The organism is Roseomonas sp. F4 (assembly GCF_053891155.1).
Window position 1 is genome coordinate 538,525 of the sequence record NZ_JBSSHK010000001.1, and the last position, 23,217, is coordinate 561,741.

General features: G+C 68.9%; 23 protein-coding genes and 1 tRNA gene. 13 read left to right on the top strand and 11 right to left on the bottom strand.

What is annotated here, in order from left to right; all coding sequences use genetic code 11:
• Positions 1–5: 5 nt before the first annotated feature.
• Entirely contained in the window at positions 6–992 is a 987-nt protein-coding gene (locus ACVFYP_RS02530; protein WP_499198549.1) for a Bug family tripartite tricarboxylate transporter substrate binding protein, read from the bottom strand.
• Between the two features lie 172 nt (positions 993–1,164).
• On the opposite strand from ACVFYP_RS02530, the gene ACVFYP_RS02535 reads away from it, so the two are divergent.
• The 6 genes from ACVFYP_RS02535 to ACVFYP_RS02560 all read left to right on the top strand — a co-directional run bounded on the left by ACVFYP_RS02535 (position 1,165) and on the right by ACVFYP_RS02560 (position 7,304).
• Positions 1,165–1,860: a GntR family transcriptional regulator gene (locus tag ACVFYP_RS02535; protein ID WP_499198550.1), complete on the top strand. Its 696-nt coding sequence runs from the start codon at positions 1,165–1,167 to the stop codon at positions 1,858–1,860.
• A gap of 15 nt (positions 1,861–1,875) precedes the next feature.
• Positions 1,876–3,033, top strand: a complete 1,158-nt coding sequence (locus tag ACVFYP_RS02540) for an LVIVD repeat-containing protein (RefSeq protein WP_499198551.1) — start codon at positions 1,876–1,878, stop codon at positions 3,031–3,033.
• Positions 3,033–3,299: a hypothetical protein gene (locus ACVFYP_RS02545; protein ID WP_499198552.1), complete on the top strand. Its 267-nt coding sequence runs from the start codon at positions 3,033–3,035 to the stop codon at positions 3,297–3,299. The genes ACVFYP_RS02540 and ACVFYP_RS02545 overlap by 1 nt, the downstream gene beginning before the upstream one ends.
• Positions 3,300–3,309: 10 nt before the next feature.
• Complete coding sequence (locus ACVFYP_RS02550) at positions 3,310–4,221, top strand: amidohydrolase family protein (protein ID WP_499198553.1); 912 nt, start codon at positions 3,310–3,312, stop codon at positions 4,219–4,221.
• Positions 4,222–4,376: 155 nt separating this feature from the next.
• On the top strand, positions 4,377–5,354 hold the full coding sequence (locus ACVFYP_RS02555; RefSeq protein WP_499198554.1) for a Bug family tripartite tricarboxylate transporter substrate binding protein: 978 nt from the start codon (positions 4,377–4,379) through the stop codon (positions 5,352–5,354).
• Positions 5,355–7,304, top strand: coding sequence for an oxidoreductase (locus ACVFYP_RS02560; RefSeq protein WP_499198555.1), 1,950 nt, complete (start codon positions 5,355–5,357; stop codon positions 7,302–7,304). It begins immediately after the preceding gene.
• 7 nt (positions 7,305–7,311) lie between these two features.
• Here ACVFYP_RS02560 and ACVFYP_RS02565 read toward each other — a convergent pair whose 3' ends face one another.
• Genes ACVFYP_RS02565 through ACVFYP_RS02575 form a run of 3 tightly spaced genes read right to left on the bottom strand, consistent with a single transcriptional unit; the run spans position 7,312 to position 10,979 of the window.
• A complete protein-coding gene (locus tag ACVFYP_RS02565) occupies positions 7,312–8,565 on the bottom strand; it encodes a hypothetical protein (protein ID WP_499198556.1) in 1,254 nt (417 codons plus the stop codon).
• Positions 8,549–9,706, bottom strand: coding sequence for a UDP-galactopyranose mutase (glf, locus tag ACVFYP_RS02570; protein ID WP_499198557.1), 1,158 nt, complete (start codon positions 9,704–9,706; stop codon positions 8,549–8,551). The genes ACVFYP_RS02565 and glf overlap by 17 nt, the downstream gene beginning before the upstream one ends.
• Positions 9,699–10,979: a glycosyltransferase gene (locus ACVFYP_RS02575; protein ID WP_499198558.1), complete on the bottom strand. Its 1,281-nt coding sequence runs from the start codon at positions 10,977–10,979 to the stop codon at positions 9,699–9,701. Before ACVFYP_RS02575 ends, glf begins: the two co-directional genes overlap by 8 nt.
• Positions 10,980–11,339: 360 nt before the next feature.
• Between ACVFYP_RS02575 and ACVFYP_RS02580 the strand changes: the two genes are divergently transcribed.
• Positions 11,340–11,837, top strand: a complete 498-nt coding sequence (locus tag ACVFYP_RS02580; protein WP_499198559.1) for a nidogen-like domain-containing protein — start codon at positions 11,340–11,342, stop codon at positions 11,835–11,837.
• A 26-nt stretch (positions 11,838–11,863) separates the two neighbouring features.
• Here the strand turns inward: ACVFYP_RS02580 and ACVFYP_RS02585 are convergent, their stop codons facing one another.
• Positions 11,864–12,637 carry an SDR family NAD(P)-dependent oxidoreductase gene (locus ACVFYP_RS02585; protein ID WP_499198560.1) on the bottom strand — a complete coding sequence of 258 codons (774 nt, stop codon included), beginning with the start codon at positions 12,635–12,637 and terminating at the stop codon, positions 11,864–11,866.
• Between the two features lie 311 nt (positions 12,638–12,948).
• Here ACVFYP_RS02585 and ACVFYP_RS02590 point away from each other — a divergent pair, with 311 nt between their 5' ends.
• Together ACVFYP_RS02590 and ACVFYP_RS02595 are read left to right on the top strand one after the other, a co-directional pair.
• A complete protein-coding gene (locus tag ACVFYP_RS02590) occupies positions 12,949–13,431 on the top strand; it encodes an ureidoglycolate lyase (protein WP_499198561.1) in 483 nt (160 codons plus the stop codon).
• On the top strand, positions 13,428–14,351 hold the full coding sequence (locus ACVFYP_RS02595; RefSeq protein ID WP_499198562.1) for a polysaccharide deacetylase family protein: 924 nt from the start codon (positions 13,428–13,430) through the stop codon (positions 14,349–14,351). Before ACVFYP_RS02590 ends, ACVFYP_RS02595 begins: the two co-directional genes overlap by 4 nt.
• A 68-nt stretch (positions 14,352–14,419) precedes the next feature.
• Here ACVFYP_RS02595 and ACVFYP_RS02600 read toward each other — a convergent pair.
• Positions 14,420–14,494 (bottom strand) — tRNA-Gln (locus ACVFYP_RS02600).
• A gap of 241 nt (positions 14,495–14,735) precedes the next feature.
• Here ACVFYP_RS02600 and ACVFYP_RS02605 point away from each other — a divergent pair.
• Entirely contained in the window at positions 14,736–16,460 is a 1,725-nt protein-coding gene (locus ACVFYP_RS02605; protein WP_499198563.1) for a M10 family metallopeptidase, read from the top strand.
• A 130-nt stretch (positions 16,461–16,590) separates the two neighbouring features.
• Here ACVFYP_RS02605 and ACVFYP_RS02610 read toward each other — a convergent pair whose 3' ends face one another.
• Positions 16,591–17,361, bottom strand: a complete 771-nt coding sequence (locus ACVFYP_RS02610; protein ID WP_499198564.1) for a creatininase family protein — start codon at positions 17,359–17,361, stop codon at positions 16,591–16,593.
• Between the two features lie 68 nt (positions 17,362–17,429).
• Between ACVFYP_RS02610 and ACVFYP_RS02615 the strand changes: the two genes are divergently transcribed.
• Positions 17,430–18,692: a c-type cytochrome gene (locus ACVFYP_RS02615; RefSeq protein WP_499198565.1), complete on the top strand. Its 1,263-nt coding sequence runs from the start codon at positions 17,430–17,432 to the stop codon at positions 18,690–18,692.
• Here the strand turns inward: ACVFYP_RS02615 and ACVFYP_RS02620 are convergent, their stop codons facing one another.
• Genes ACVFYP_RS02620 through ubiA form a run of 4 tightly spaced genes read right to left on the bottom strand, consistent with a single transcriptional unit; the run spans position 18,693 to position 21,071 of the window.
• Positions 18,693–19,106 (bottom strand): hypothetical protein, encoded by a 414-nt coding sequence (locus tag ACVFYP_RS02620; RefSeq protein ID WP_499198566.1) that lies wholly within the window; start codon positions 19,104–19,106, stop codon positions 18,693–18,695.
• Between the two features lie 23 nt (positions 19,107–19,129).
• A complete protein-coding gene (locus ACVFYP_RS02625) occupies positions 19,130–19,522 on the bottom strand; it encodes a hypothetical protein (RefSeq protein WP_499198567.1) in 393 nt (130 codons plus the stop codon).
• Positions 19,523–19,530: 8 nt separating this feature from the next.
• Positions 19,531–20,175, bottom strand: coding sequence for a class I SAM-dependent methyltransferase (locus ACVFYP_RS02630; RefSeq protein ID WP_499198568.1), 645 nt, complete (start codon positions 20,173–20,175; stop codon positions 19,531–19,533).
• Positions 20,172–21,071, bottom strand: a complete 900-nt coding sequence (ubiA, locus tag ACVFYP_RS02635) for a 4-hydroxybenzoate octaprenyltransferase (protein ID WP_499198569.1) — start codon at positions 21,069–21,071, stop codon at positions 20,172–20,174. Before ubiA ends, ACVFYP_RS02630 begins: the two co-directional genes overlap by 4 nt.
• Positions 21,072–21,100: 29 nt before the next feature.
• On the opposite strand from ubiA, the gene ACVFYP_RS02640 reads away from it, so the two are divergent.
• Together ACVFYP_RS02640 and ACVFYP_RS02645 are read left to right on the top strand one after the other, a co-directional pair.
• Positions 21,101–21,820, top strand: a complete 720-nt coding sequence (locus ACVFYP_RS02640) for a 16S rRNA (uracil(1498)-N(3))-methyltransferase (RefSeq protein WP_499198570.1) — start codon at positions 21,101–21,103, stop codon at positions 21,818–21,820.
• Positions 21,821–21,869: 49 nt separating this feature from the next.
• On the top strand, positions 21,870–23,213 hold the full coding sequence (locus ACVFYP_RS02645; protein WP_499198571.1) for a glutamate--cysteine ligase: 1,344 nt from the start codon (positions 21,870–21,872) through the stop codon (positions 23,211–23,213).
• Positions 23,214–23,217: the final 4 nt, after the last annotated feature.

Genomic DNA, 23,217 nt, shown 5'->3' on the forward strand with positions numbered 1-23,217 from the left:
CGCCCTCAGTTCAGCCGGATGCCGGCGCGCTGGATGACCTCGCCCCAGGCCGTGTATTCGGCCTGGATATAGGTGGCGAAGGAATCCGGCGTGCTCGGCACCAGGTCGACGCCGAGCGATACCAGCTTGTCCTTCACCGAAGGCTCCGCCAGCGCCCGCGTCAGGTGGTTCGCCAGCGTGGAGACGACGGGCGCGGGCGTATGGGCCGGCGCGGTGATGCCGTGCCAGGTGGTCGCGTCGAAGCCGGGCAGCCCAGCCTCCGCCATGGTCGGCAGGTTGGGCAGGCTGGCGGAACGGGTCGCGGTGGTCACCGCCAAAGCGCGCAGCTGGTTGTCCTGGATCATCGTCATGGCGGAGGCGGAGGTGGCGAACATCAGCTGCACCCGGCCGCTGATCAGATCCGCCAGGGCCGGCGCCGCGCCGCGATAGGCGACATGCACGATGCCGACATCGGCGCGCAGGCGATACAGCTCCGCCGCCAGATGCGCCGCGGTGCCGCTGCCGGAGGAGGCGTAGTTCAGCTCCCCGGGCCGTGACTTTGCCAGCGCCGTCAGCTCCGCCACCGAATGCACGGGCAGCGAGGGGTTCACCACCAGCACATTGGGCTGCGAGCCCACCAGACCGACCGGCGCGAAGTCCCTCCGCGGGTCGAAGGGCATGTTGCCGTAGAGGAAGCTGTTGGCGGCGAGGATGCTGTTGTTGCCCATCAGCAGCGTGTAGCCATCCGGCGCCGCGCGGGCCACGACTTCGCCTGCCAGATTGCCGCCGGCGCCGGGGCGGTTCTCGATCACCACGGACTGGCCCAGCTGCGCGCCCATCTGCGCGCCGACGATGCGGGCGATAACGTCGCTGGGGCCGCCCGGCGTGAAGGCGACGATCAGGCGGATGGGGCGGCTGGGAAAGGCGCCCTGCGCGCGCGCGCCGCGCGCCAGGCCTAGCCCGGCGGAGGCGCCAAGGCCCATCGCCAGCAGCGAGCGCCGAGTGGTGGTCATGGGATGTCCTCTCCCTGCCGGCAGGTGGCGGCCGGCGTGGTTGTTGTTGCGCGAAGGCCAACACAGCTTGCGGCGCACGGCAAGAGAGAAAATCGATCATCGTGAATCCGGGGAACAATGATCGATATTGCTGATCGCAGCTTTCGCGCTATGCTCAGGGCAGGGAGGATGCATGGCGACCACAGCACGACAGGCCGAAGGCGGGGCGACGACGCTCGCCTCCCGCGTCTATGCCCAGCTGCGGCAGGAGATCATCCGCGGTGAGGTGGCGCCCGGCGCCAGGCTGCACACGCGCGACCTGTGCAAGCGCTTCGACACCGGCCTGTCCCCGGTGCGGGAGGCGCTGAGCCGCCTGTCCACCGAAGGCCTGGTGCGCCAATCCGACCAGCGCGGCTTCGCCGCCGCGCCGCTGAGCCTGGCGGACCTCGATGAACTGACCCGCACCCGCACCACGCTGAACGAGGCGGCGCTGCGCGACAGCATCCGTCGTGGCGGCGCGGCCTGGGAGGAAAGCGTGGCGCTGGCCTGCTTCCGCCTGTCCCGCACGCCGCGCTTCGTGGGACCGGATGCGGCGCGCAATCCGGATTGGGACGCGGCGCATCGCGTCTTCCATCAGGCCCTGGTCGGTGGCTGCGACAGCCGCTGGATGGAGGGCTTCTGCGACCAGCTCTTCGATGCCTTCGAGCGCTATCGCAACCTGTCGCCCTTCACCGACCGCACGCGGCCGCAGCACCAGGATGAGCATCGCGCCATCATGGAAGCCGCGGTGGCGCGCGACGCCGAGACCGCCTGCGCCTTGCTGCGCGCGCATTTCGCGCTCAGCGAGACCTTGGTGCGCGACCACATGGCGCGCCGCGACGCCGCCTGAAACGAGGCCAGAGACATGTATCCTGAGGAATCGCAGAATTTCCGGCTGCTCGGCCACGACCCCTCCGCCGCCTTCGGCGCCGGCAGCGTGGTGGAGGTGGCGCGCGGCCATGCCTATGTCGGCGGCGTCGGCTGGGAGGGGCGGGAAGGCTTCACGGTGCATGACGTCACCGACCCTCGGAAGCCGCGCAAGGTTTGGGAATTCCGGGCGCCGCAGGGCATCCGCATGCACAAGCTGCGGCTGGTCGGTGACCGGCTGCTCTATGTGAATTCCGAGCGTCTTCCGGGCGAGCGGAATGCGCGGGCGGGTTTGTACGTCTTCGATCTGACGAATCCGGCCGAGCCGCGCGAGGTGGGCTTCGTCGACATGCCGGGCAGTGGCCCGCACCGCTTCGGCGTGGACAATGCCCGCAAGCTTGCCTTCCTCCCCAACGATGCGGAGGGCTGGAACAAGCGCGTCATCTGGACGCTGGATATCGCCGATCCGTTGAAGCCCAAGGTGGTCAGCATCTGGGGCCTGCCCTGGCAGAAGGCGGAAGGTGCGGGGGAGGGCAACGACCCGCATCCAGCCGAGACCGCCTGCACGCTGCACGGCCCGCCGATGATCCGTGGCAATCGCATGTTCGCGGCGTTCTGGGGCGGCGGCGTCGCGGTGATCGACTGTTCCGATCTCAGCAACATGAACCTGCTCGGCCATATCTGCTGGTCACCGCCCTTCGTCGGCTCGACGCACACCGCCTGGCCGATCGGCAACCGCCCGTATCTTGTTGTCACCGACGAAGCGCGGGCGAAGCAGAACTACTGGGACAGCCAGTTCATGTGGATCCTGGACATTCGCGACGAGAAGAATCCGATCCCCGTCTCCACCTGGTTCCCGGAGCGCGAAAAATACTTCAACCGCGGCGGCCGCTTCGGCGCGCATAACATCCTGGAAAACATCCCAGGCGATGGCCCCTGGGCCAATACGGTCTTCATCACCTATTTCAACGCCGGCCTGCGTGCCGTGGATGTCAGCGACGTGCTGAAGCCGAAGGAGGTGGGCTGCTTCGTGCCGGCCCAGGCCGAGGGCACCAAGACGATCCAGTCCAACGACATCGGCGCCGACGAGCATGGCCGCCTGTACCTGATCGACCGCTGGGGCCATGGCATGCACATCCTGGAGTACACCGGCTGATGTGCGAGGCCTGTGAGGCCGGCGCGCCCGGCCAGCGCGGCATCGGCACGGCGCTCGCCGCGCGTGCCCGCGCCATCGAGGCGGTGAAGCCTGGTGTACCTGTGGCGGAGGAATGCTGGGCTATCGTGCTGGGGCAGCGCGGTGGCGCCATCGCCTGGGCGGACCATGCGCGCATCCTGGCTTGCCTGGATCAGGCGGGCGCTGAACTTGCGGCCCCGCGGGGCCGCAGCCCGCGCGGCGCCTTCCGCTGCGACGCGGCGGCCTGAGGACATTCGCATGACCGAGACCCTCGAAATCCGTGACTGCCCCGGCCCTGATGCGTCACCACGCCGCCCCGCGATGGCCGTGCCGAAATTCGCCTGCGACACCCACGCCCATGTCTTCGACGCGGCACGCCACCCCTATCAGGCGACGCGCGCCTATACGCCGCCGGACAATGGCGTGGCGCGTTTGCTGGCCTTGCACGATGCCATCGGCATCCAGTGCGGCGTGGTGGTGCAGGCTAGCGTGCATGGCACGGACAATCGCGCGGTGCTGGATGCGCTGGCCGCCCATCCCGGCCGTCTGCGCGGCATCGTCGCGGTGGGAGAGGGGGTGACGGAGGCGGAGATCGCGCGCATGCACGATGCCGGCGCGCGGGGCATCCGGGTCAATCTGGTCGATCGCGGCGGCATGCCTTTCCGCTCGCTGGATGCACTGCGCGACGTGGCGGACGTGATCCGGCCCTTCGGCTGGCATGTCGAGCTGCTGGTGCATGTCGAGGAGCGGCCGGCGGAGTTGCGCAGCCTGGCTGAGGCGATGCGCCTGCCCGTCTCGGTCGGCCATATCGGCTATACCAAGCTGGCCAAGGGCGGGCTTTCGCATCCTGGCTATCAGGACTTCCTCGCCATGCTGCGGGATGGGCTGCTGTGGGTGAAGCTGACCGGGCTGTACCGGATCTCGGCCGAGCCGGCCTTTCCCTATGCCGATACGGCGGCGCTGGCACGGGCGGTGGTGGAAGCGGCGCCGGACCGTGTGATCTGGGGCAGCGACTGGCCGCATGTCGCGCATTGGCACGGGCCCATGCCGAATGATGGCGACCTGCTGGGCCTGCTGGGTGAATGGCTGCCGGATGCGGCGCTGCGGCACCGCATCCTGGTGGACAACCCCGCGCGCCTCTACGACTTCGGTTCGGCGATCGCGGGATAGACCGGCCGCCGCTGAAGCCTGGGCGATGTGAATCGGCGAAAGCGCAATTGCCGCAAGTCGTTCGCCAAAGGGGTCTTGCTCTCTGACAGGCAAACATCCTCAACTGCCGCGACAGGCGCGCCGTTCGAAGCGCGCCGCAGCGGAGGAACGATGCCATGGACCCCAACACCCTGGGCCGTCGCGGCCTGATCGTCAGTGCCGCCGCGCTTCTGGCCTCGTCTGCATTATCGCAACCCGTCTGGCCGCGCGGTCCTGTGCGTTGGATCTTTCCCTTCACCCCGGGCTCCGCGGTCGATGTTGTGGCCCGGCTTGTGGCGCAGGATCTGACGGAGCGGCTTGGCCAGCCCTTCATCGTTGAAAGTCGCACCGGTGCCGGCGGCAGCATCGGTACGGAGGTCGCGGCCCGTGCGCGGCCGGATGGCGATACCTTCCTGGTCGGCTCGCCGGGCAATATGGCCATCGGTCCGGCGATGCTCCGCAACCTGACCTATGACGTGCAGCGCGATTTCGCGGCGGTGACGCATATGGTCACCTTCCCGCAGGTGCTGGTGGTCTCACCGAACCTGCCGGTGCGCAACCTGGCGGAGCTGGTGGCGTATTCGAAGGCCAATCCGGGGCGGCTGAACTATGCCTCCTCCGGCATCGGGGCCACCAACCATCTCGGCATGGAAATGCTGCGCGCCGCCACGGGGCTGAACGCCACCCATGTGCCCTATCGCGGCGGGCTGGTCACCTTGCAGGCCATCATGTCCAATGATGTGCAGATGTGCATCGAGGGGATTCTGACCGTGCCGAGCTTCCTGGCGGAGGGTAAGCTGCGCGCCATCGCGGTGACCGGCGCCGAACGTTCGTCGCTGATGCCGGATGTGCCGGCGGTGGCGGAAACGGTGCCGGGCTTCGATGCCGGCGCCTGGGTCATGCTGTTCGCGCCCAGCGGCACGCCCGGGCCGATCATAGAGAAGCTGTCGGCGGAAATCCGCACCACGCTCGCCAAGCCTGCGATCCGCACGCGGCTGTCGGAACTGGGCGCCACCGTCACCGGTACCACGGCAGAGGATGCCGCCACGATCCATCGGCAGGAGTTGGAGAAGTGGCGCCGGGCGGTCGAGGTTTCCGGTGCGGCGGCCGGCTGAGTGACGCACAGCTTCCCGCGCCTGCTGGGCGCCTTCGAACTCGCGGGGCGCCGCCTGCGCAATCGCATCGGCTTTGGCGCCATGACCACGCGCATGCCGCGCGACGGCGCGGTGACGGAGGCGTTGATCGCGCATCTGTCCGCGCGCGCTGCCGGCGGTGCCGGGATGGTGGTGACGGAAGCGTTGGCCGCCTGCCGCTCCGCCGCCGTGCCGGCGCGCGTGGCGGTGTGGGACGAGGCGCAGTTCGACGGGCTGCAACGCCTGGCCGCGGCCGTGGAGGGGCAGGGCGCGGCGCTGCTGGGGCAGCTTTGGCATGCGGGCAATGCGCATCGCGATGCGCGCTCGCTCAGCGCCATCGGGCCTTCCGCGGTGGTCGATGCGGCGTCCTGGACCGTACCGCGCGCCCTGACCTCGGGCGAGGTGGAAGGGCTGGTCGAGGAATATGCGGACAGCGCCGCGCGCCTTCAGCGTGCCGGCTTCTCCGGCGTCGAGATTTCCGCGGCGCATGGCTTCCTGCCGCTGCAATTCCTCTCACCGGTGACCAATCTGCGGGAGGATCGCTGGGGCGGCGATGCGCAGGGGCGCAGCGCTTTCACCCGCGCCATCCTGTCGGCGATCCGCGCGCGCTGCGGCGCCGGCTTCATCCTCGGCGTGAAGATGCCGGCGGATGATGGGGTACCCGATTCCATCGACCCCGCGGAGGCGGCGCGGCTGGTGGCGGCGATCGTGGCGGATGTACCGCCGGACCTGCTCAGCTTCAGCCAGGGCAGCCACGGGCCCAGCCTGTGGATGCACGCGCCCGACATGCATGAGGCGCCGATGCCCTTCCGCGCCGCCTGGGCGCCACTGCGCCAGGCGGCGGGGGATGTGCCGATCGCCGCCATCGGCCGCATCATGGGGCCGGAGATGGCGGAGGCGCTGCTGGACTCGGGCGACGCGCAGATGGTGATGCTGGCACGACCGCTGCTGGCCGATCCGCAATGGCCGGCCAAGGTGGCGGCGGGACGCGTTCCGGACATTCGCCCCTGCATCTACTGCAACGCCTGCTGGGGCGAGATCGACCGCGCCAGCACCATCGGCTGCAGCGTCAACCCCCGCGGCGGCACACCCGCCGATGCGGCGCCGCCGCCAGCGGCTGCGGAGGTGCCTCGCCATGTCGTCGTGGTTGGTGCCGGCGTGGCGGGATTGCAGGCGGCGTCGGTGGCGGCGGAACGCGGGCACCGAGTGACGCTGCTTTCCGCACGCGCGGAGGCCGGGGGCGCGGCGCGGCTGCATGCGGCGCTGCCGGGCTGCGAGGATATCGCGAGCTTCCTCGCCTATCTGGAGCGGCGTGCGGCCGCGGCTGGTGTCACGCGGCACCAGGGCGGCAGCGTCGCCGATATCCAGGCGCTGGAGCCGGATGTGGTGGTCCTGGCGACGGGTGCGGAGATGGTCCCACCCCGGCGCATGACCGGCGGCGGGCAGGATCTTCGTGGCGCGTTGGCGGAGCTGTCGGCGGAGCAGGCGCCACGCGGCGGGCTCGCCGTGCTCTACGACCACGACCACACCGCCGCCACCTATGCCGCCGCCGAACTGCTGCTGGCGCGTTTCGACAGGCTGCTGCTGCTGACGCCGCGCGATGCCATCGCGCGCGACGTGCCGGCGATCTACGGCCAGGGCGTGCAGCGCCGCCTGGCCGCGGCCGAGCCGCGCATCGAGTTGCTGATCCATCGCGAGCCGGTGGATTTCGCGGATGGCCGGTTGCGCATCCGCCACATCCTGACGGGGCGGGAGATGGTGGTGCCGGATGTGGCGCTGTTCACCTGGTCCACACCACGTCGCCCGCGTGCCGGGCTGGAGGCCGCGCTGGCGAAGGCGGGGATGGTGACGCTTCGGATTGGCGATGCGGTGGCGCCGCGCCTGCTGCTTTCGGCGGTGCGGGACGGGCAATGGGCGGGGGAGACGGTGTAGCGGGGTCCTAGCCCTTCAGCCGGCTTTCGGCGGCCGCCAACCGCTTCGCTTCCGCCTCCTGCCAGGCTGCGCCGAAGGCGGCCGCGGCATCCGGCTCGTCCGCCACATCCTGTCCGGACAGGAAGGTGTCGAACAGCGCCTGCTGGCGCCGCAACTCGCCTGCCAAGGGCACGACCACCGGGCGGCGGCCATGCAGGGGCTGCATCTCGAACAATCCGTTCGGGCAGTAGCGGTCGTCGTCCCAGCCGGGATGCGACACCACGGGATAAAGACAAATGCCCTGAACCGGCACGCCGAGGCGCATGGCGGCGCGGACTTCATTTCCGATGTAGCGCAGCCAGGCGGCGCGCGGCGTGCCTTCGATGCTGGTCTCCGCCACCATGATCGGGCGCCCATGGCGAGCCTGCGCGGCCAGCAGCAGTTCGCGGAAGGGGCGGTGGCGTGGGTCACCGATGCGGATGGTACGGCCGGACTGGCCTTGCCGTTCCCACTGGTTGTTCCAGTAGTAGTTCACGCCCATCACGTCGAAGCCTTCGGGGCCACCGCCCAGCTCGGGCCGCGCCCGCCCCAGCAGCGCGTCCCAGGCTTCCCATTGCGAGGCGTCCTGCGCCCGCGCGATGGCGCTGTCCTGCGGACGGCTCGGCACGACATGGATCAGCGGATCGACGGCGATCAGCATGGTGCCCGGAACCGCCTGGCGGGCCGCGCGCCCTGCTTGCAGGAAGGCCTCCACCAGCTTGTTCTTCAGCACGTCCCCCTGGTTCCGCAGGCCAGGATTGAAATGCGCCACCTCACCTCCGGCCCAGGCCCAGAAGGAAATCTCGTTCACCGGACACAGGATCGGCGGCGCGCCCTCTTCCTGAAGCAGGAAGCGTGCGAGCGCTTCGGCATAGCGCGCCATAGCCTCCGCGAAGCCATCGCTCAGCGGATGCAGATGATCGGGATAGCCGTAATGGCAAAGATCCCAGGCCACCCGCACCCCGGCCTTCTTCGCGGCGCGGACGACCGGCAGCAGCGAGGACCAGTCATATTCGCCGGGGATGCGCTCGATCAGGTGCCAGCGCGCGGCATCACGCGCGCCGAGCAGACCGTGTCGCGCAATCGCCGCATAATCCTCCTCCGCCAGCAGGTCGTGGCGGGTGGAGGCGATCAGGTCCAGCCGGCGACCATCGGAGCGCCGATGCGCCGAACATTCGAAGCCGCCGAGGAAGAAGCTGGGAAACAGGCACGCCGCGCGGTCGGCTTTAAGTGCCAGCGGCAAGGACTGGCTCCGATGCGGATTCCCGGGGCAGCGCGGCGTCAATGCGACGGAAAGTCGTCAGGGCCTGCGCCACCACCTGGTCCATGTTGTAGTAGCGATAAGTGGCGAGGCGCCCGACGAACCAAGTATCAGCCTCCGCATCCGCCAATGCTTCGTAGCATTTGTAGAGCGCCTGATTTTCCGGCCGGGGGATGGGGTAGTACGGGTCGCCCTCCGCGCTTGGAAATTCGTAAGTGATGCTGGTCTTCGGATGCGCCTGCCCGGTCATGTGCTTGTATTCGGACACGCGGGTATAGGGCGTCGCCTCCGCGGGGTGGTTCACCGTGCCTGTCGGCAGCGCCCATTCCTGGTCGTGTGTCTCATGCTGGAAGCGGAGGCTGCGGTAGGGCAGCTTGCCGTGGCGGAAACCAAAATACTCATCGACCGGGCCGGTCCAGATGACGCGGCGGAAGCGGAAGCGCCGGCGCGCCTCGGCGAAATCCATGCCGGTCTCGACGGTGATTCCCGGATGGTCGAGCATGCGCTCGAACATCGCCGTGTAGCCCTGCTTCGGCATCGCCTGGAACTGGTCGGTGAAGTAGCGGTCGTCGCGATTGGTACGCGTGGGCACGCGGGAGGTGACAGACTTGTCGAGCTCGCTGGGGTCCAGCGCCCATTGCTTGCGGGTATAGCCCTGGAAGAACAGTTCATAGAGCTCGCGCCCCACCTTGCCGACGACGACGTCCTCGGAGGTCCGGACCTCGCTCACCTGTTCCGCGCGGTTGGCGAACCAGTCTTCCAGCTCCGCCTCGGTCAGTGTCAGGCCATACAGCCTGTTGATGGTGTCGAGGTTGATCGGCATCGGCACCTGCACCGCGGCACCGGTGATCGGGCTGCGAACCTCGGCGAGGACGCGATGCTCGTAGGGGCGCCAATCGGTGAAGCGCGACAGATGCGCGAAGACCGCCTCGCTATTGGTGTGGAAGATATGCGGCCCGTAGCGATGAATCAGAACGCCGGCCGCATCGGGATGATCATAGGCGTTGCCACCGATATGGTCGCGCTTATCGATGACCAGCACGCGGTCGCCACGTTCCCGCGCCAGACGCTCCGCCAGGACGGAGCCGGCGAAACCGGCGCCGACGACGAGCCAATCAAACATGGGGAACGCCTGCCGCGACCGCGTTGACGATCGGACCACCGCCAGCGACGGGTTGCGGCTTCCGCGACGCTCTCGCCGCCGCGCCGATCAGGGCGGACATGCGGTCCCAGGTCAGGTCCCAGGAATTGGTCGCGAGCTGCGCATCCACTTTCGCAAGCCAGGAAGCCCGCGGGCGATGCAGCAAGGCATCGGCATGGGCGACCATCTGCTCGGCATTCTCGGCGATCTCAACCAGCCCCGCCTCGCCATAGTCGCGCACCACATCGACCACGGGCGTCGACACCACCGGAAGGCCGGCGGCGAGGAATTCCGGCGTCTTGGTCGGGCTGATGAAGCGCGTGCTTTCGTTTAGCGCGAAGGGCATGAAGCCCAGATCCCAATGCGCGAGGCAGGCCGGCAGATCTCCGTAGCTGCGCCCACCCAGCCAGAACAGGTTCGGCCCCTGCGGCAACTGGGCCGGATCGATCTTGACCACGGGGCCAACGATCACCACGGACCAGTCGCGGCGGCGCGCGGCGAATTCCGCGACGAGGTCGAGGTCCATGCGTTCATCGACCACGCCGAAGAAGCCGATGCGCGGATGCGGCAGACCCTTCAGCGCCTCCGGCTCCGGCAGGTCGGCGCGTGCCTGGCCGAAATGCGCCGTGTCGATCGAGGAGGGGAAGCAATGGACGCGCGGGTGCCGCCCGCGCTTCGCCTCATACAGGCTGCGGCCGCCCGTGAAGACCAGGTCGGCGCGGTCGATCAGCGCCTGTTCCATCCGCAGCATGGCCGGCGGCGCGCCACGGAAGGCGGAGAGCTCGTCCATGCAGTCATAGACGATGACGTCGGCTGCGAGGTCGCTGGCGAAGGACAGCGCCATGGGCGTGTAGAACCACGCGGTGAGGTGGCGATCGGTCCGGCTGACCAGCAGGTCATCCAGCATGCTGCGTTGCTGGCCCACCACCATGTTCGGCGGCAGGCCTTCCGGCAGCATTGGCACCGCGACGATGACACCACCATCGGTCTTTGAGAGCTCCAGCCGGGGGATGATCCCGGGCCTGAAGATGGGCTCCTCGAAGAAGATCACTTCCTGGGTACGGGCGGCGCGCGTCATCAGGTGCTGCGGCCGCTGATAGACGAAGTCCCAGCGCAGATGGGAAAGGCAAAGCAGGGTCGAGGGGCGGGCACCAATGGGCGAGGTCTGGCCAGTCGCCCGCGGCAAGGCTCCCTTGGAGCGCGTTCCGCCGAAGGAAACTGAATTGGCCAACGTCTCATCGATGCGCTGAAACATGTCTGCTGTCGCCCCACGGGGTATCTCTGCGGACACAACGCGGCGCGGCTTGGCAGGAGTCGGTTGGTTACAGCCTCACATCTGCGACAAGTCTTGGAACATCCATAATCCACGGCCTCCAGCCGACGCGAAGGCCGAATCTCGTCTGCCTACGCCGAAGGCGCCTCGTGCGAAATCGACCCTCTGTCGCAAAACAATTCATTGAAGCCGACACCATTTCTGGTTAACGTTTCGGTAATAAATGAGCGTCCGCACCGCCCTGCGCGCATGTTCAGCCCACCCGGCCGAACCAGATATGCAGGGGGGCGGATCTCCATCCATCCGGTCACATCTGGAGTCGCGGTCTTTCCAACCTCGCTTGTGAACAATCTTGGTGGTTCCGCCGGCTTCGGGGAATCCTTCCTGGTCAGGAACGATGACAGCTCCACCGGCTTTATCGACCTGCGGAGCGTCTTCGGCAGCCAGGGGATCAACTTCTTCGGGGTCAGCTACACCGGCCTGTATCTCAACAACAATGGCAACCTGACCTTTACCGGCCCGATCGGGAACTACACGCCCTCGGCGATCACCGGCAACACCGCGAATCCGCTGATCGCCGCCTATTGGGCGGATGTCGATACCCGCGGCAGTACGGTCACCGCGCGGCCGGGCGGCACGTCCACCGGGTCCAACCTCCAGATCATCAAGGTGCGCGTGCTCCGCGACGCCGTGCCGGAGGGCAATGAGGGTTTTCTGCTGACGCTGTTCGCACCGGTTGGCGCGGCCATCGGCGATGGCAGCGCCAGCGGCCTCATCCGCAATGACGACTTCGCCCCGACGGCGTTCAGCTTCGCTTCGGAACTGCACCTGCTGGGGTAAGGCGGCGAAGGACCGACCCCTGAGCCTCAATAAGCCATCCAGCCGCCATCAACCATCAGGTTGTGTCCGGTGATGTAGGTGGCGTCGTCGCTGGCCAGGAACAGCGCGGCGCTGGCGATGTCGCCGGGCCGGCCAAGGCGCGGCATCGGTGTGCGCGACCTGGAATACTCCAACGGGTCAGAGCCAGGCCCACCCAGCGGTTTGCCCGTCAGGATGCGGCCTGGCGCCACCGCGTTACAGATGATGAAGTCCTCGGCGTAGTCCACCGCGACTTGGCGCGTGATGTACACCGCCGCCGCCTTGCCGGTGCCATAGGCGATCTTGCCCGGCGCGCAGACCATGCCGTGCTGGGACGAGATATTGACGATCCGCCCGCGCGCGTCGCCGATCACGGGCTGGGTCAGGAATTGCTGGATCGCGCGCTTGCAGCCGAAGAACACGCCCTTCGCATTCACCGCCATCACATGATCCCAATCGGCCTCGCTCGTCTCCAACAGCTTGGTCGCGCTGCCGAGCGTCGCGGCATTGTTGACGATGACGTCGAGCTTGCCGAATTCCGCCACGGTCTTCGTCACCAGCGCGTCGATGTCGTCCCATTTCGAGACGTCACAACGATGGAAGCGCGCGGTGCCGCCGGATTGCGCGATCAGGCTGTGCGTCGGCTCGCCGCCTTCCTTCACATCCTCCGTCAGATCGCCGATGGCGACTGTGGCGCCTTCCTTGGCGAAAAGTATGGAAATGGCGCGGCCGATGCCCGATGCGCCGCCGGTGACGATGACGACCTTGTCCTTGAGGCGCATTATGCAGTCTCTCCCTTGATCAATCATGCAGATGGCAGGCGAATGCCGCGTCCGGAATAGGCCGCGTGAGCGACCGTGCATTCGGAGGGACACATAGCCGGCAGCTGCCGTGGCGGTAGCCGATTTTTGCGGCATTATGGGTGCGGGGCGGGTCGCCTGCACATTCGTCGGACATTGCGGCGGAGAGGGTGCGTGTCTATTGAGCAGGGGATCAGGATGAGGGCGGTGGTCGTGACGTCTGATGCGATATGCCAGAAGACGGCGGGGCGCCGTGCCGGTTCGCCCGTTTCCTTCACCGCCGAGGCTGAGACATGCGCCTGATCGCCAAACCCCTGACCAGCGAAGCCTTCGCCGCATTCGGCGACGTGCTGAGCGCCCCCGACAGCCCGGGCCGGATCTACACCGAGGCAGCGCTATCCAGCCACCGCCCCGCCGCCGCACCCAGCCTGTCCTTCACCTTCAAGACGCCAACGGCCTTGCCGCTGCGCTCCACGACGATGGAGCGGCATCAGTATTCCTCGCAGTCCTTCGTGCCGATGGATGGCGGGCGCTGGATCGCGATTGTCGCACCGCATGCGGCGGATGGCGGGCCGGACATGGCGCGGGCGCAGGCCTTCGTGGCGCGCGCGGATCAGGGCGTCACCTACGGTGCCAATGTCTGGCACCACCCCTTCACCGTCCTGGACCGTCCCGGCCGCTTCGCGGTGTTCATGTGGAAGGACGGCACCACGACCGATGAGGAATTCGTCGAGGTCGCCCCCTTCGACGTCGATCTGGATGGAGATGCGGCATGACCTATGAGGTGAAGCGCGACTACATCGGCTATGCTGGCAACCCACCCGATCCGAAGTGGCCGGGCGGCGCGCGGCTCGCGGTGAACTTCGTCATCAACTACGAGGAGGGCTCGGAGCCCTCCGTGCAGGATGGCGAGGGCTATACGGAAAACGGCCACACCGAATCCAATGGCACAACGCCGATCCCGAAAGGGCGCGATCTGGCGGCGGAGGGCATGTTCGAATATGGCAGCCGCGTCGGCTTCTGGCGGCTGCATCGCCTGTTCCAGGAACGCGGCCTGCCGGTTACGATCTTCGCCTGCGCGCTGGCGCTGGAACGCAACCCGGAAGCCGCCGCCGCCATTCGCGAAGCCGGCTACGACATCTGCTGCCATGGCTGGCGCTGGGTGAAGCATTACGAGCTGACGGAGGCGGAGGAACGCGAGCATATCGCGCGCGCCGTCACCAGCCTGGAATGCACGCTCGGCCAGAAGCCGGATGGCTGGTACTGCCGCTACGGACCCTCGGTGAACACGCGCCGCCTGGTCACCGAACATGGCGGCTTCCTGTACGACAGCGACTATTACGGCGAGGAACTGCCCTTCTGGGTCACGGTCGAAGGGCAGGGCCGGTTGGTGGTGCCCTATTCGCTGACCAACAATGACGGCAAGTACAACGCCGTCACCGGCAATGCGGACCAGTGGTTCGCCTTCGTGCGCGATGCCTTCGACATGCTGTATGCGGAAGGCGCGAAGACGCCGAAGATGATGTCCGTGGGCCTGCATATGCGGCTGATCGGCCACCCGGCCCGCGCGGCGGGGCTGCAACGGCTGCTGGACTACATGATGCAGCGCCGCGACGTGTGGATCGCGAAGCGGGTGGACATTGCCCGGCACTGGGTGGCGACGCATCCCTATCCCGGCAAGGGCCTCAACGAGTAGTCGGCTTGCGCGGAGGGATCGGATGGCGACGATCTCAAAAAAGAAACGCCCGCCGCATGCTGAGGGGCTGGTTGGGGCGCCAGGATTCGAACCTGGGAATGGCGGTACCAAAAACCGCTGCCTTACCGCTTGGCTACGCCCCATCCGGCCGGCGCGCATCGGGTAGCGCAGGCCGCGCCGGCGCACAACTGCCCCCGCGTGGCTGATTCATTCCTGGTTCACCGGACTGCGGCATAAGCAAGGGGTAGGGCGCTGCTGGCGCGGGCCCTGCAACTGAGCCCCGCAACAAGGCGGAGGGCAGGCACCGGGATGGGTCACCGGCCGCAGGAAGCGGCTTCAGACCTGACTGCGGGCCAAGGCGCCAGACGATCCGGACTTCCCGCCATGTGCTGGCTCTGCCGCTTCCCCTCGGGGGCAACCCAGGAAGCCACGACCACCGGTTCGGCCCTGCGCGCCGATCAGCCGGTGGAGGCCGCGCCGCGCTTCGAACTGGTGGGCTCCGGCCATGCCGGAGTCGATGGGGTGCTCAGCGGCTATGCCTGGGACATGGGCAGCGCCGTCACCTTCTCCTTCCCCGACAGCAGCGCCGATTATGAAAGCTGGTACGGGACCAGCGAGCCGACGCGCGGATTCGGCCAGGTCAGCGCCATGATGCGCGACGCCATCCGCAAGATCCTGGTGGGGGAGGCCGCGGGTGGTCCGGGCAGCCCCGGCGTCTCCGTCACCGGCTTCACCAATCTGGTCCTGCGGGAGGCCACGGAGGATTGGACGGCGGATATCCGCATCGGCAAATCCTCCGTCCCCTCCACCGCCTGGGCCTATTATCCAAATGGGCGGGAGGGCGGAGATGTCTGGTTCGGCAGCCGCTCCAGCTTCCAGACCCCGACCCTCGGCAGCTATGGATTCGCGGTGGCGGTGCATGAGCTGGGCCATGCGCTGGGCCTGAAGCATCCCCACGAATATTCGAACAACTTCGCGCCCATGCCGGTCGCCTGGGACATGATGCAGTACACCGTCATGTCCTACCGCTCCTATGCCGGGGCGACGGTCGGTGCCGGCTACACCAACGGCGCCAATGACTATGCGCAAAGCTGGATGATGCTGGACATCGCCGCGTTGCAGCACCTGTATGGCGCCGACTACACCGCCCAGGCCGGCAACACCCGCTACAGCTGGAACGCGCTGACCGGGGAGATGCTGATCAACGGCACGGGCCAGGGTGCCCCCGGCGCGAATCGGGTGTTCCTGACCATCTGGGATGGCGGCGGCATCGATACCTACGACCTGTCGAACTATGCCGGCGGCGTTTCGGTGGATCTGGCACCAGGTGGCGCCTCCGTCATCAGCCGCGACCAACTCGCCCGGCTGGACACGCGGGTGGGGCAGGAGAAGCTGGCCGACGGCAATGTCTTCAATTCCCTGCTGTTCCAGGACAACAAGGCCTCGCTGATCGAGAACGCCATCGGCGGGGCGGGGGCGGATACGCTGCGCGGCAATGACGGGATGAACCATCTGCAGGGCGGCGCCGGCAATGACCGGCTGGAAGGCCGTGCCGGCAACGACGTGCTGGATGGCGGGGCCGGGGCGGATACCCTGGTGGGCGGCACCGGGCATGACCGCTACCTGATCGACCATGTCGGCGATCTGGTGGTGGAACAGCCCGGCGAGGGCGTGGACACGGTGGTGGGCGCCCTTCCCAGCGTCGTGCTGCCCGGCGATGTCGATGCGCTGGTGCTGTCCAGCGGGGGGGTCACGGGCATCGGCAATGATCTCGCCAACCTGTTGTTCGGCAACGCCTTGGCCAATCGGCTGGAAGGCGGCGCGGGGGCGGATCTGCTGGAAGGGCGCGGCGGCAACGACACGCTGGTCGGCGGTGCCGGTGCCGATATCTTCCTGCTGCGACGGGGCGACGGCTTCGACCGGATCGAGGATTTCCTGCCTGGTACGGACCGCCTCGCCCTGACCGGCTTCGGCTCCTCCGCCGCCACGCTGCTCGCCGGGGCGGTGAATGTCAGCGACGGGCTGCGTTTCGATCTGGGGGGCGGCGATGGTGTGCTGCTGCACGGGCTGACCAAGGCGCAGTTCACCACCGCCGATCTGATTGGCTAATACCCAATCTCATTGAGCGGAACTTGCGGCCGGCAACGCCGGCCGAGCGCCCGAACGGGCGCCGCGCCAAGTGAGGCGCAGCCAAGGCCCCGGAGGGGCCGCCCGGCGCTTGAGGGCCCGGAATGGTGTTTCAGGCCCAGAGTTCGGGCCGGGCGAATTCCTCCGCCAGGCGGGTCGCGGCAGCCTCCAGCAGCCGCTCGCCCTTCGCCGCGCTGGCGGTGCGCGGGTCACCGATTACGCCGGTATCCGTCATCTCAGTGAAGGGGCGGCTGCGCTTGAAGCCGGGCGGGGCGGGGGGCGCGCCGCGCTTCGGCACCGCGGCCTCGATCCGGTCCGCCCGCACGCAATCGGGGGCCAGCACCATCATCATGGAGGTCTCGGCCTCGCAGGCATGCATGACATTGGGCTGGGTTTCGAGGATCGGGCCGAAGGTGTCGGCATTGGCCAGCCAATAGGTCAGCCCGACCACCGGAACACCGAGGCTGCGGGTCAGCTCGATGGCCGCGCTCGCCACGGCCTCGGTGTTGCCGCCATGTCCGTTGACCAGGGCAATTCGGCGAAAACCGTGCCGCGCCACGCTGCGGGCGATGCCGCCGATCAGGGCGGAGAAGGTGGCGAGGTCGAGCGTCATGGTGCCGCCGAAGGGCATGTGGTGCTCGGCGAGGCCCGACCAGATGGTGGGGGTGACCAGGGCCGGGGTGCCCGCGGCCAGCAGCCGCCGCGCCGTGCGCTCCGCCACCCCGCCGGCCAGGATCGTATCCACGCCCACGGCCAGATGCGGCCCGTGCTGCTCGATGGAGGCGATGGGGATCAGCACCACCGTCTCCGCCGTGGCGCGGGCCTGGATCTCGGCGGCGGTCAGCCGCGCCCAAAACACTTCGGTCGCGATATCGTGGGTCATCCGCGCACATTCCCGTCTGTTTGCGCGGCGAGGCTAGACCAGCGGCGCGGAGACGCCATCCTCTGCGGATGCGAACCGCCCATCTCCTCCTCGCTTTGTTGCTGAGCCTGACCCCCGCCGCGGCGCAGGAGGCGGTGCATGGCGGGCCGGTGCGGGCCCTGGCGGTGGCGGCGGATGGGACGCTGGCCTCCGGCGGCTTCGACCAGGCGATGATCCTGTGGCAGCCGGATGCGACGCAGGCGTGGGCGGTGGTGCGCTGGCACCAGGGCGCGGTGAACGCCCTCGCCGCCCTGCCGGGCGGGATGTTTGTCAGCAGTGGCGAGGATGGGCAGGTGGCGCTGTGGCCGCCGGCGCCGGGCGCGCAGCCGCTGCGGGTGCTGGTGGGACATTATGGGCCGGTGGCGGGGTTGGCCGTGCAGTCCGGGCGCCTGGCCTCCGCTTCCTGGGACGGCACGGCGCGGGTCTGGGATCTCGCGGGCGGTGGCGCGCCCAGGGTGCTGCAAGGGCATCAGGGGCAGGTGAACGCCGTTGCCTTCCGTAGCGACGGGCTGGTGGCGACCGCCGGCTTCGACGGCACACTGCGCCTCTGGCCGGAAGGGCAGGCGCCGCTGACCCTCGCCGAATTCGGCCTGCCGCTGAACGCCCTTTGGGCGCTACCCGGCGGCGTGCTGGCCGTGGGCGGTGCCGATGGGATGCTGCGGCTGGTGGCGCCCGATGGCGGGGTGCGGGAGGTGCAGGCCAGCCCGCGCCCGATCGTGGCCCTCACCGCCAGCCCGGACGGCATGGCGCTGGCCGCCGCCGGCTTCGGCGGCAACGTGACGATCTGGGAGGTTGCGGCGCTGCGTCTGCGCCACACGCTGGAAGGGCCGGGCTTGCCGGTCTGGTCGGTCGCCTGGGCGCCGGATGGGCGCAGCCTGTTCACCGGAGGCACAGACCGCCGGGTGCGGCGCTGGAATGCCGCGACCGGTCGGCCGATGGGGCCGCTGGAGGGGCCGCCGCCCGCCGATCCGGTCCCGGCCGGGCTGCATCCGGAGGGCGCGCGGGTGTTCCGGGCCTGCGCCGCCTGCCACGCCCTGACGGCGGAGGGCGGCCCCATGGCCGGTCCGCATCTGCACGCGCTGTTCGGCCGCCGCATGGGCACACTGCCCGGCTATGCCTATTCCGACCGCCTGGCACGGGGCGACATCGTCTGGACGCGGGAGACGGTGGCGGATCTGTTCACCCGCGGCCCGGACCAGGTGACGCCGGGCACCCGCATGCCGGTGCAGACCGTGGGCAATGCCGAGGAACTGGCGGCGCTGCTTGATTTCCTGGAGGCCGCGACGCGCTGATCAGCGCTTTTCCACGCGCCCCTGGCTGCGTCCCTGGGCGTCGTAGAGCCGCTGCGTGTCGCCCCGCTGTTCCGCCCGGCCCTGGCTGCGGCCACTGGCGTCGTAGTCCCGCCTGGTATCGCCGCGCTGCTCGCTGCGGCCGGTAGACCGGCCCTCGGCGTCGTAATGCCGTTCCGTGCCGCCGCGCTGTTCGCTGCGACCGGTGGAGCGGCCCTGGGCATCGTAATGGCGGGTAACGCCGTCGCGGGTTTCGGACCGGCCGATGCTGCGGCCCTGGTTGTCATAGTAGCGGGTCGTGTCGCCGCGCGTCTCCGCCCGGCCGGTCGAACGGCCCTGATTGTCATAGGAGCGCTGGGTCTGCGCCGCGGCGGGCAGCGCGAGGATCAGGGCCAAGAGGAGGAGCAGGGGGCGCATGGCCGCAGCATGACAGCAGGCGGTTAAGACAATGTCGTGGCGGCGAAGGCGCGCCAGCGGTCCCAGATGGCCGCAACATCCTGTTCCCGCGCCGCCTGGAAGGCCGGGTCCGCCGTGTCCGGCCCCGGCCGGTAGCGCGGGTCTGGCGCGGCGCAAATCAGCACCGGCGGGGCGCCGAACTGGTCGGCGGTGATGTCGAGGATCAGGCCGCGCGCCGAGACCCAGCCATGACGATGCGCCATAAACCAGCCCTGGCAGGCCTCCGCCGGATGTCCGGCCTCCCGGAGCGCCCGGGCCAGAAACACGGCGGAGCGGCCGCAGGTGCCGGCGGAGGCGATGGCCGGGACCATCAAGCCGCGCTGGCGGTGCCAGTCCGGCCAGATGCCTTCCAGAAAGCGCCGGGCGGTCTCCGCCACCGCGCGCATCAGGGCAGCAGGCGGTGGATGGTGACCTCTCGCACTTCCCGGTCCTCCAACTCCCGCGTCGTGGCCACGCGGTGGGTGGACAGCAGGGTCATGCCGGCCTTGGGCAGATAGGCGCGGCCGGGATCGGCGATCCAGACCTCCGCCCCCGCGCCGGCCATGGCGCGCAGCCAGGGCAGGATATGGCCCGTCATCGGCGCCTCGTAGCAGACGTCCCCGGCCAGGATCAGGTCCCAGCGACAGGCGCTTCCCACCACGTCGCCATCGGGCGTTGCCACGTCCACGCCGTTCAGCGCGGCGTTCAGCCGGGTGGCGGCCAGGGCCAACGGGTCGATTTCCGCCGCCTCCACCGATGCCGCCCCGGCCAGGGCCGCGGCGATGGCGCCGATGCCGCAGCCCGCGGCGAAATCCAGCACCCGCTTGCCGGCGACCAGCCCGGGCTGGTCCAGAACGGTGCGGGCCAAAGCGAGGCCTCCTGGCCAGGCGAAGGCCCAGAAGGGCGGCTCGATGCCTTCCTCGGCCAGCCAGGCCTCGGTGGCCTGCCAGATCGGGGTGATCTCCGTGGCGAGGTGCAAGGCGATTTCCGGCACCAAAGCCGGGCGGGCGACGGCGGTATGGGCGAGGATGAAGTTTTGCGGGTCCCTCACAGCCGTCCGGCCAGGAAGGCCAAAGCGATGGCGAAGCCGACTTCCCGGTTCGAGCGGAACAGCATCTCGCAGCGTGCCGGGTCGTCGATATCCAGCGTCACCACCTGCCGCGCCAGCAGCGCCGCGGCCGGCAGCAGCGCCGGCAGGAACAGCCAGTGCAGCCCCGCCACCCAGCCGGCCGCCACCAGCAGCACCATCATCGCCGTGTAGCAGAGGCTCAGGAACCGCCCGGTCCCGGTGCCCAGCCGCAGCGCCGTGCTGCGCACCCCGACCTTCGCATCATCCTTGCGGTCCTGATGCGCATAGATCGTGTCGTAGCCGAAAATCCAGAAGAAGCCGGCGGCCCAAAGAAGCAGCGCCGGCCAGTCCAGCCCTCCGGTCGCCGCCGCATAGCCGGTCGGTGCGGCCCAGGAAAAGACGAGGCCCAGCACTGCCTGCGGCCAATCCGTCACCCGCTTGGCCAGCGGATACAGCGCGATCAGCAGCAGAGAGCCGAGGCCCACATAAATCGCCGCCGGCGGCAGCTGCACCAGCACCAGCAGCCCCACCACGCAAAGCGCCGCCAGGAAGACCAGCGCCCGGAAGGGCGTGACCATGCCGGCGGCCAGGGGGCGGCCGCGGGTGCGTTCCACCTGGCGGTCCAGGTCGCGGTCCCACAGGTCATTCACCACGCAGCCCGCGGCCCGCATGGCGAAGGCACCGATGGTGAACAGCAGGGCGAGGCGCAAACCCTCCGCCCATCCCGGCGCCACCACCGCAAAAGCCCAGAAGCCGGGTAGCAGCAGCAGCCAGGCGCCGATCGGCCGATCGAAGCGGCCCAGCAGCGCATAGGGTCGCCAGCCTGGGGGCAGGCGCGCCACCCAGCCGGAAGCACGGATATCGGTCCAACCGCTCATCGTCCTATACCTGTCCGTGGAGGCCCCGCATGTCCATCCCCCGCCTGTTCGTCGATCAGCCTTTGGCCGAGGGTGCCCTTGTGGAGGCCGCGCCCGGCCAGGCGCATCATATCGGCACCGTGCTGCGGCGTGGCCCGGGCGATGCGGTGCGGCTGTTCAATGCGCGGGACGGGGAATGGGAGGCCACCATCGAATCGATCCGCAAGGATCGTGCCCGATTCGCCGTCACCATCCAGTCCCGCCCCCCGGCGGCGGAGCCCGAATGCCGGCTGGTGATCGCCGCCCTGAAGCGGGAGCCGATGGACTGGGTGGTGGAAAAGGCGACGGAGCTGGGCGCCACCCTGATCCAGCCGGTGCTGACCCAGCGCAGCGTCGCGGACCGCGCCAATGCCATCCGGCTGTCCGCCATCGCCCGCGCCGCCGCCGAGCAATGCGAGCGGCTGACGGTGCCGGAGGTGGTGGAAGCCCAGCCGCTGCACCGGGTGCTGGATGGCTGGAAAGGCCCGAAGCTGGTGGTGGCGATGGAGCGCAGCCAGGCCGAGCCGCCCCGCGCCTTGCCCGTGCCGCCCGGCTCCCCCATCGCCCTGCTGGTCGGCCCGGAAGGCGGCTTCACGGTGGCGGAGCTTGACGACCTGCGTCGGCGGCCCTTTGTAGTGCCGGCCGCGCTCGGACCCCGGATTCTCCGGGCCGAGACCGCGGCGGTGGCCGGGCTCGCGGCGCTGCAGGCGCTGCTGGGTGATTGGGCCTGATCGGCCGGGGCACCCGCCTCGGCCGCACGCCAGGAAGAGAACGCAGCGCATGTCGAATCCCGGCGAGGCCGATCTGACGCCGATCACCGCCACGCGCCAACTGGCCGAGTGGTTTGCCCAGGGTAGCAAGGCGAAATCCGCCTGGCGGATCGGCACGGAGCACGAGAAGTTCGGCTTTGCCCGGAATGGCTTCGCCGCGCCGCCCTATGAGCCGGGCGGCATCAAGGCGATGCTGGAGGGGCTCCAGGGCAAGGGCTGGGAACCGATCCTGGACGCCGGCAATGTCATCGGCCTGAAGCGGGATGGCGGCTCCGTGAGCCTGGAGCCGGGCGGGCAGTTCGAGCTTTCGGGCGCGCCGGTCGAGGATCTGCATGCCGGCCGCGTCGAGCTGGCCGATCATCTGCGGGAAGTGCATGAGATCGCGGGCCCGCTCGGCCTCGGCTTCGCCCCGCTCGGCTTCCACCCGCTCGCGACGCGGGAGGAGATGCCCTGGATGCCCAAGGGCCGCTACGCGATCATGCGGCGCTATATGCCGCTGGTCGGCGGCATGGGCCTCGACATGATGCTGCGCACCTGCACGGTGCAGGTGAATCTCGACTTCGGCGACGAGGCCGACATGGTCGAGAAGCTGCGCATCTCCCTCGCTTTGCAGCCGCTGGCCACGGCGATGTTCGCCAATTCGCCCTTCCTGGAGGGCAAGCCGTCCGGCCTTCTGACGCTTCGCGGGCGGGTCTGGACGGATACCGACCCGGACCGCACCGGCATCCCGGCCGTAGTCTTCGAAGAGGGTTTCGGCTTCGAGCGGTTTGCCGAATTCGTCCTCGACGTGCCGATGTATTTCATCATGCGGGACGGCCAGTACATCGACGCCGCCGGCGTGTCCTTCCGCGCCTTCCTGGAAGGCCGCGCGGAAAAGCTGGCGGGGCACGAGCCGACGATGGGCGACTGGGCCGACCACGTCACCACGGTCTTCACCGATGTCCGCCTGAAGCGCTTCCTGGAAATGCGCGGCGCCGATGCCGGCAGCCCGGCGATGCTGATGGCCAAGCCGGCCTTCTGGACCGGGTTGCTGTATGACGACGCCGCCCAGAAGGCCGCCGCCGGGCTGATCCGGGACTGGACGGTTGAGGAGATGAAGCTGCTGCGTCAGGCGGTGCCGACGCAGGCGCTCTCCGCCACCATCCGCGGCCGCACCCTGCAGGCCGTCGCGCGCGACGCGGTGGCGATATCGCGGGAAGGGCTGAAGGCCCGGGGGCTGGGCGAGGAGGTCTATCTGGCGCCGCTGGCCGAGATCGCCGACTCCGGCATCACCCAGGCGCAGCGCTGGTTGCAGCGCTGGGAGACCGCTTGGGGCGGCGACGTTTCCCGCATTTTTGCGGAAGCCGAGGCCTGATCCG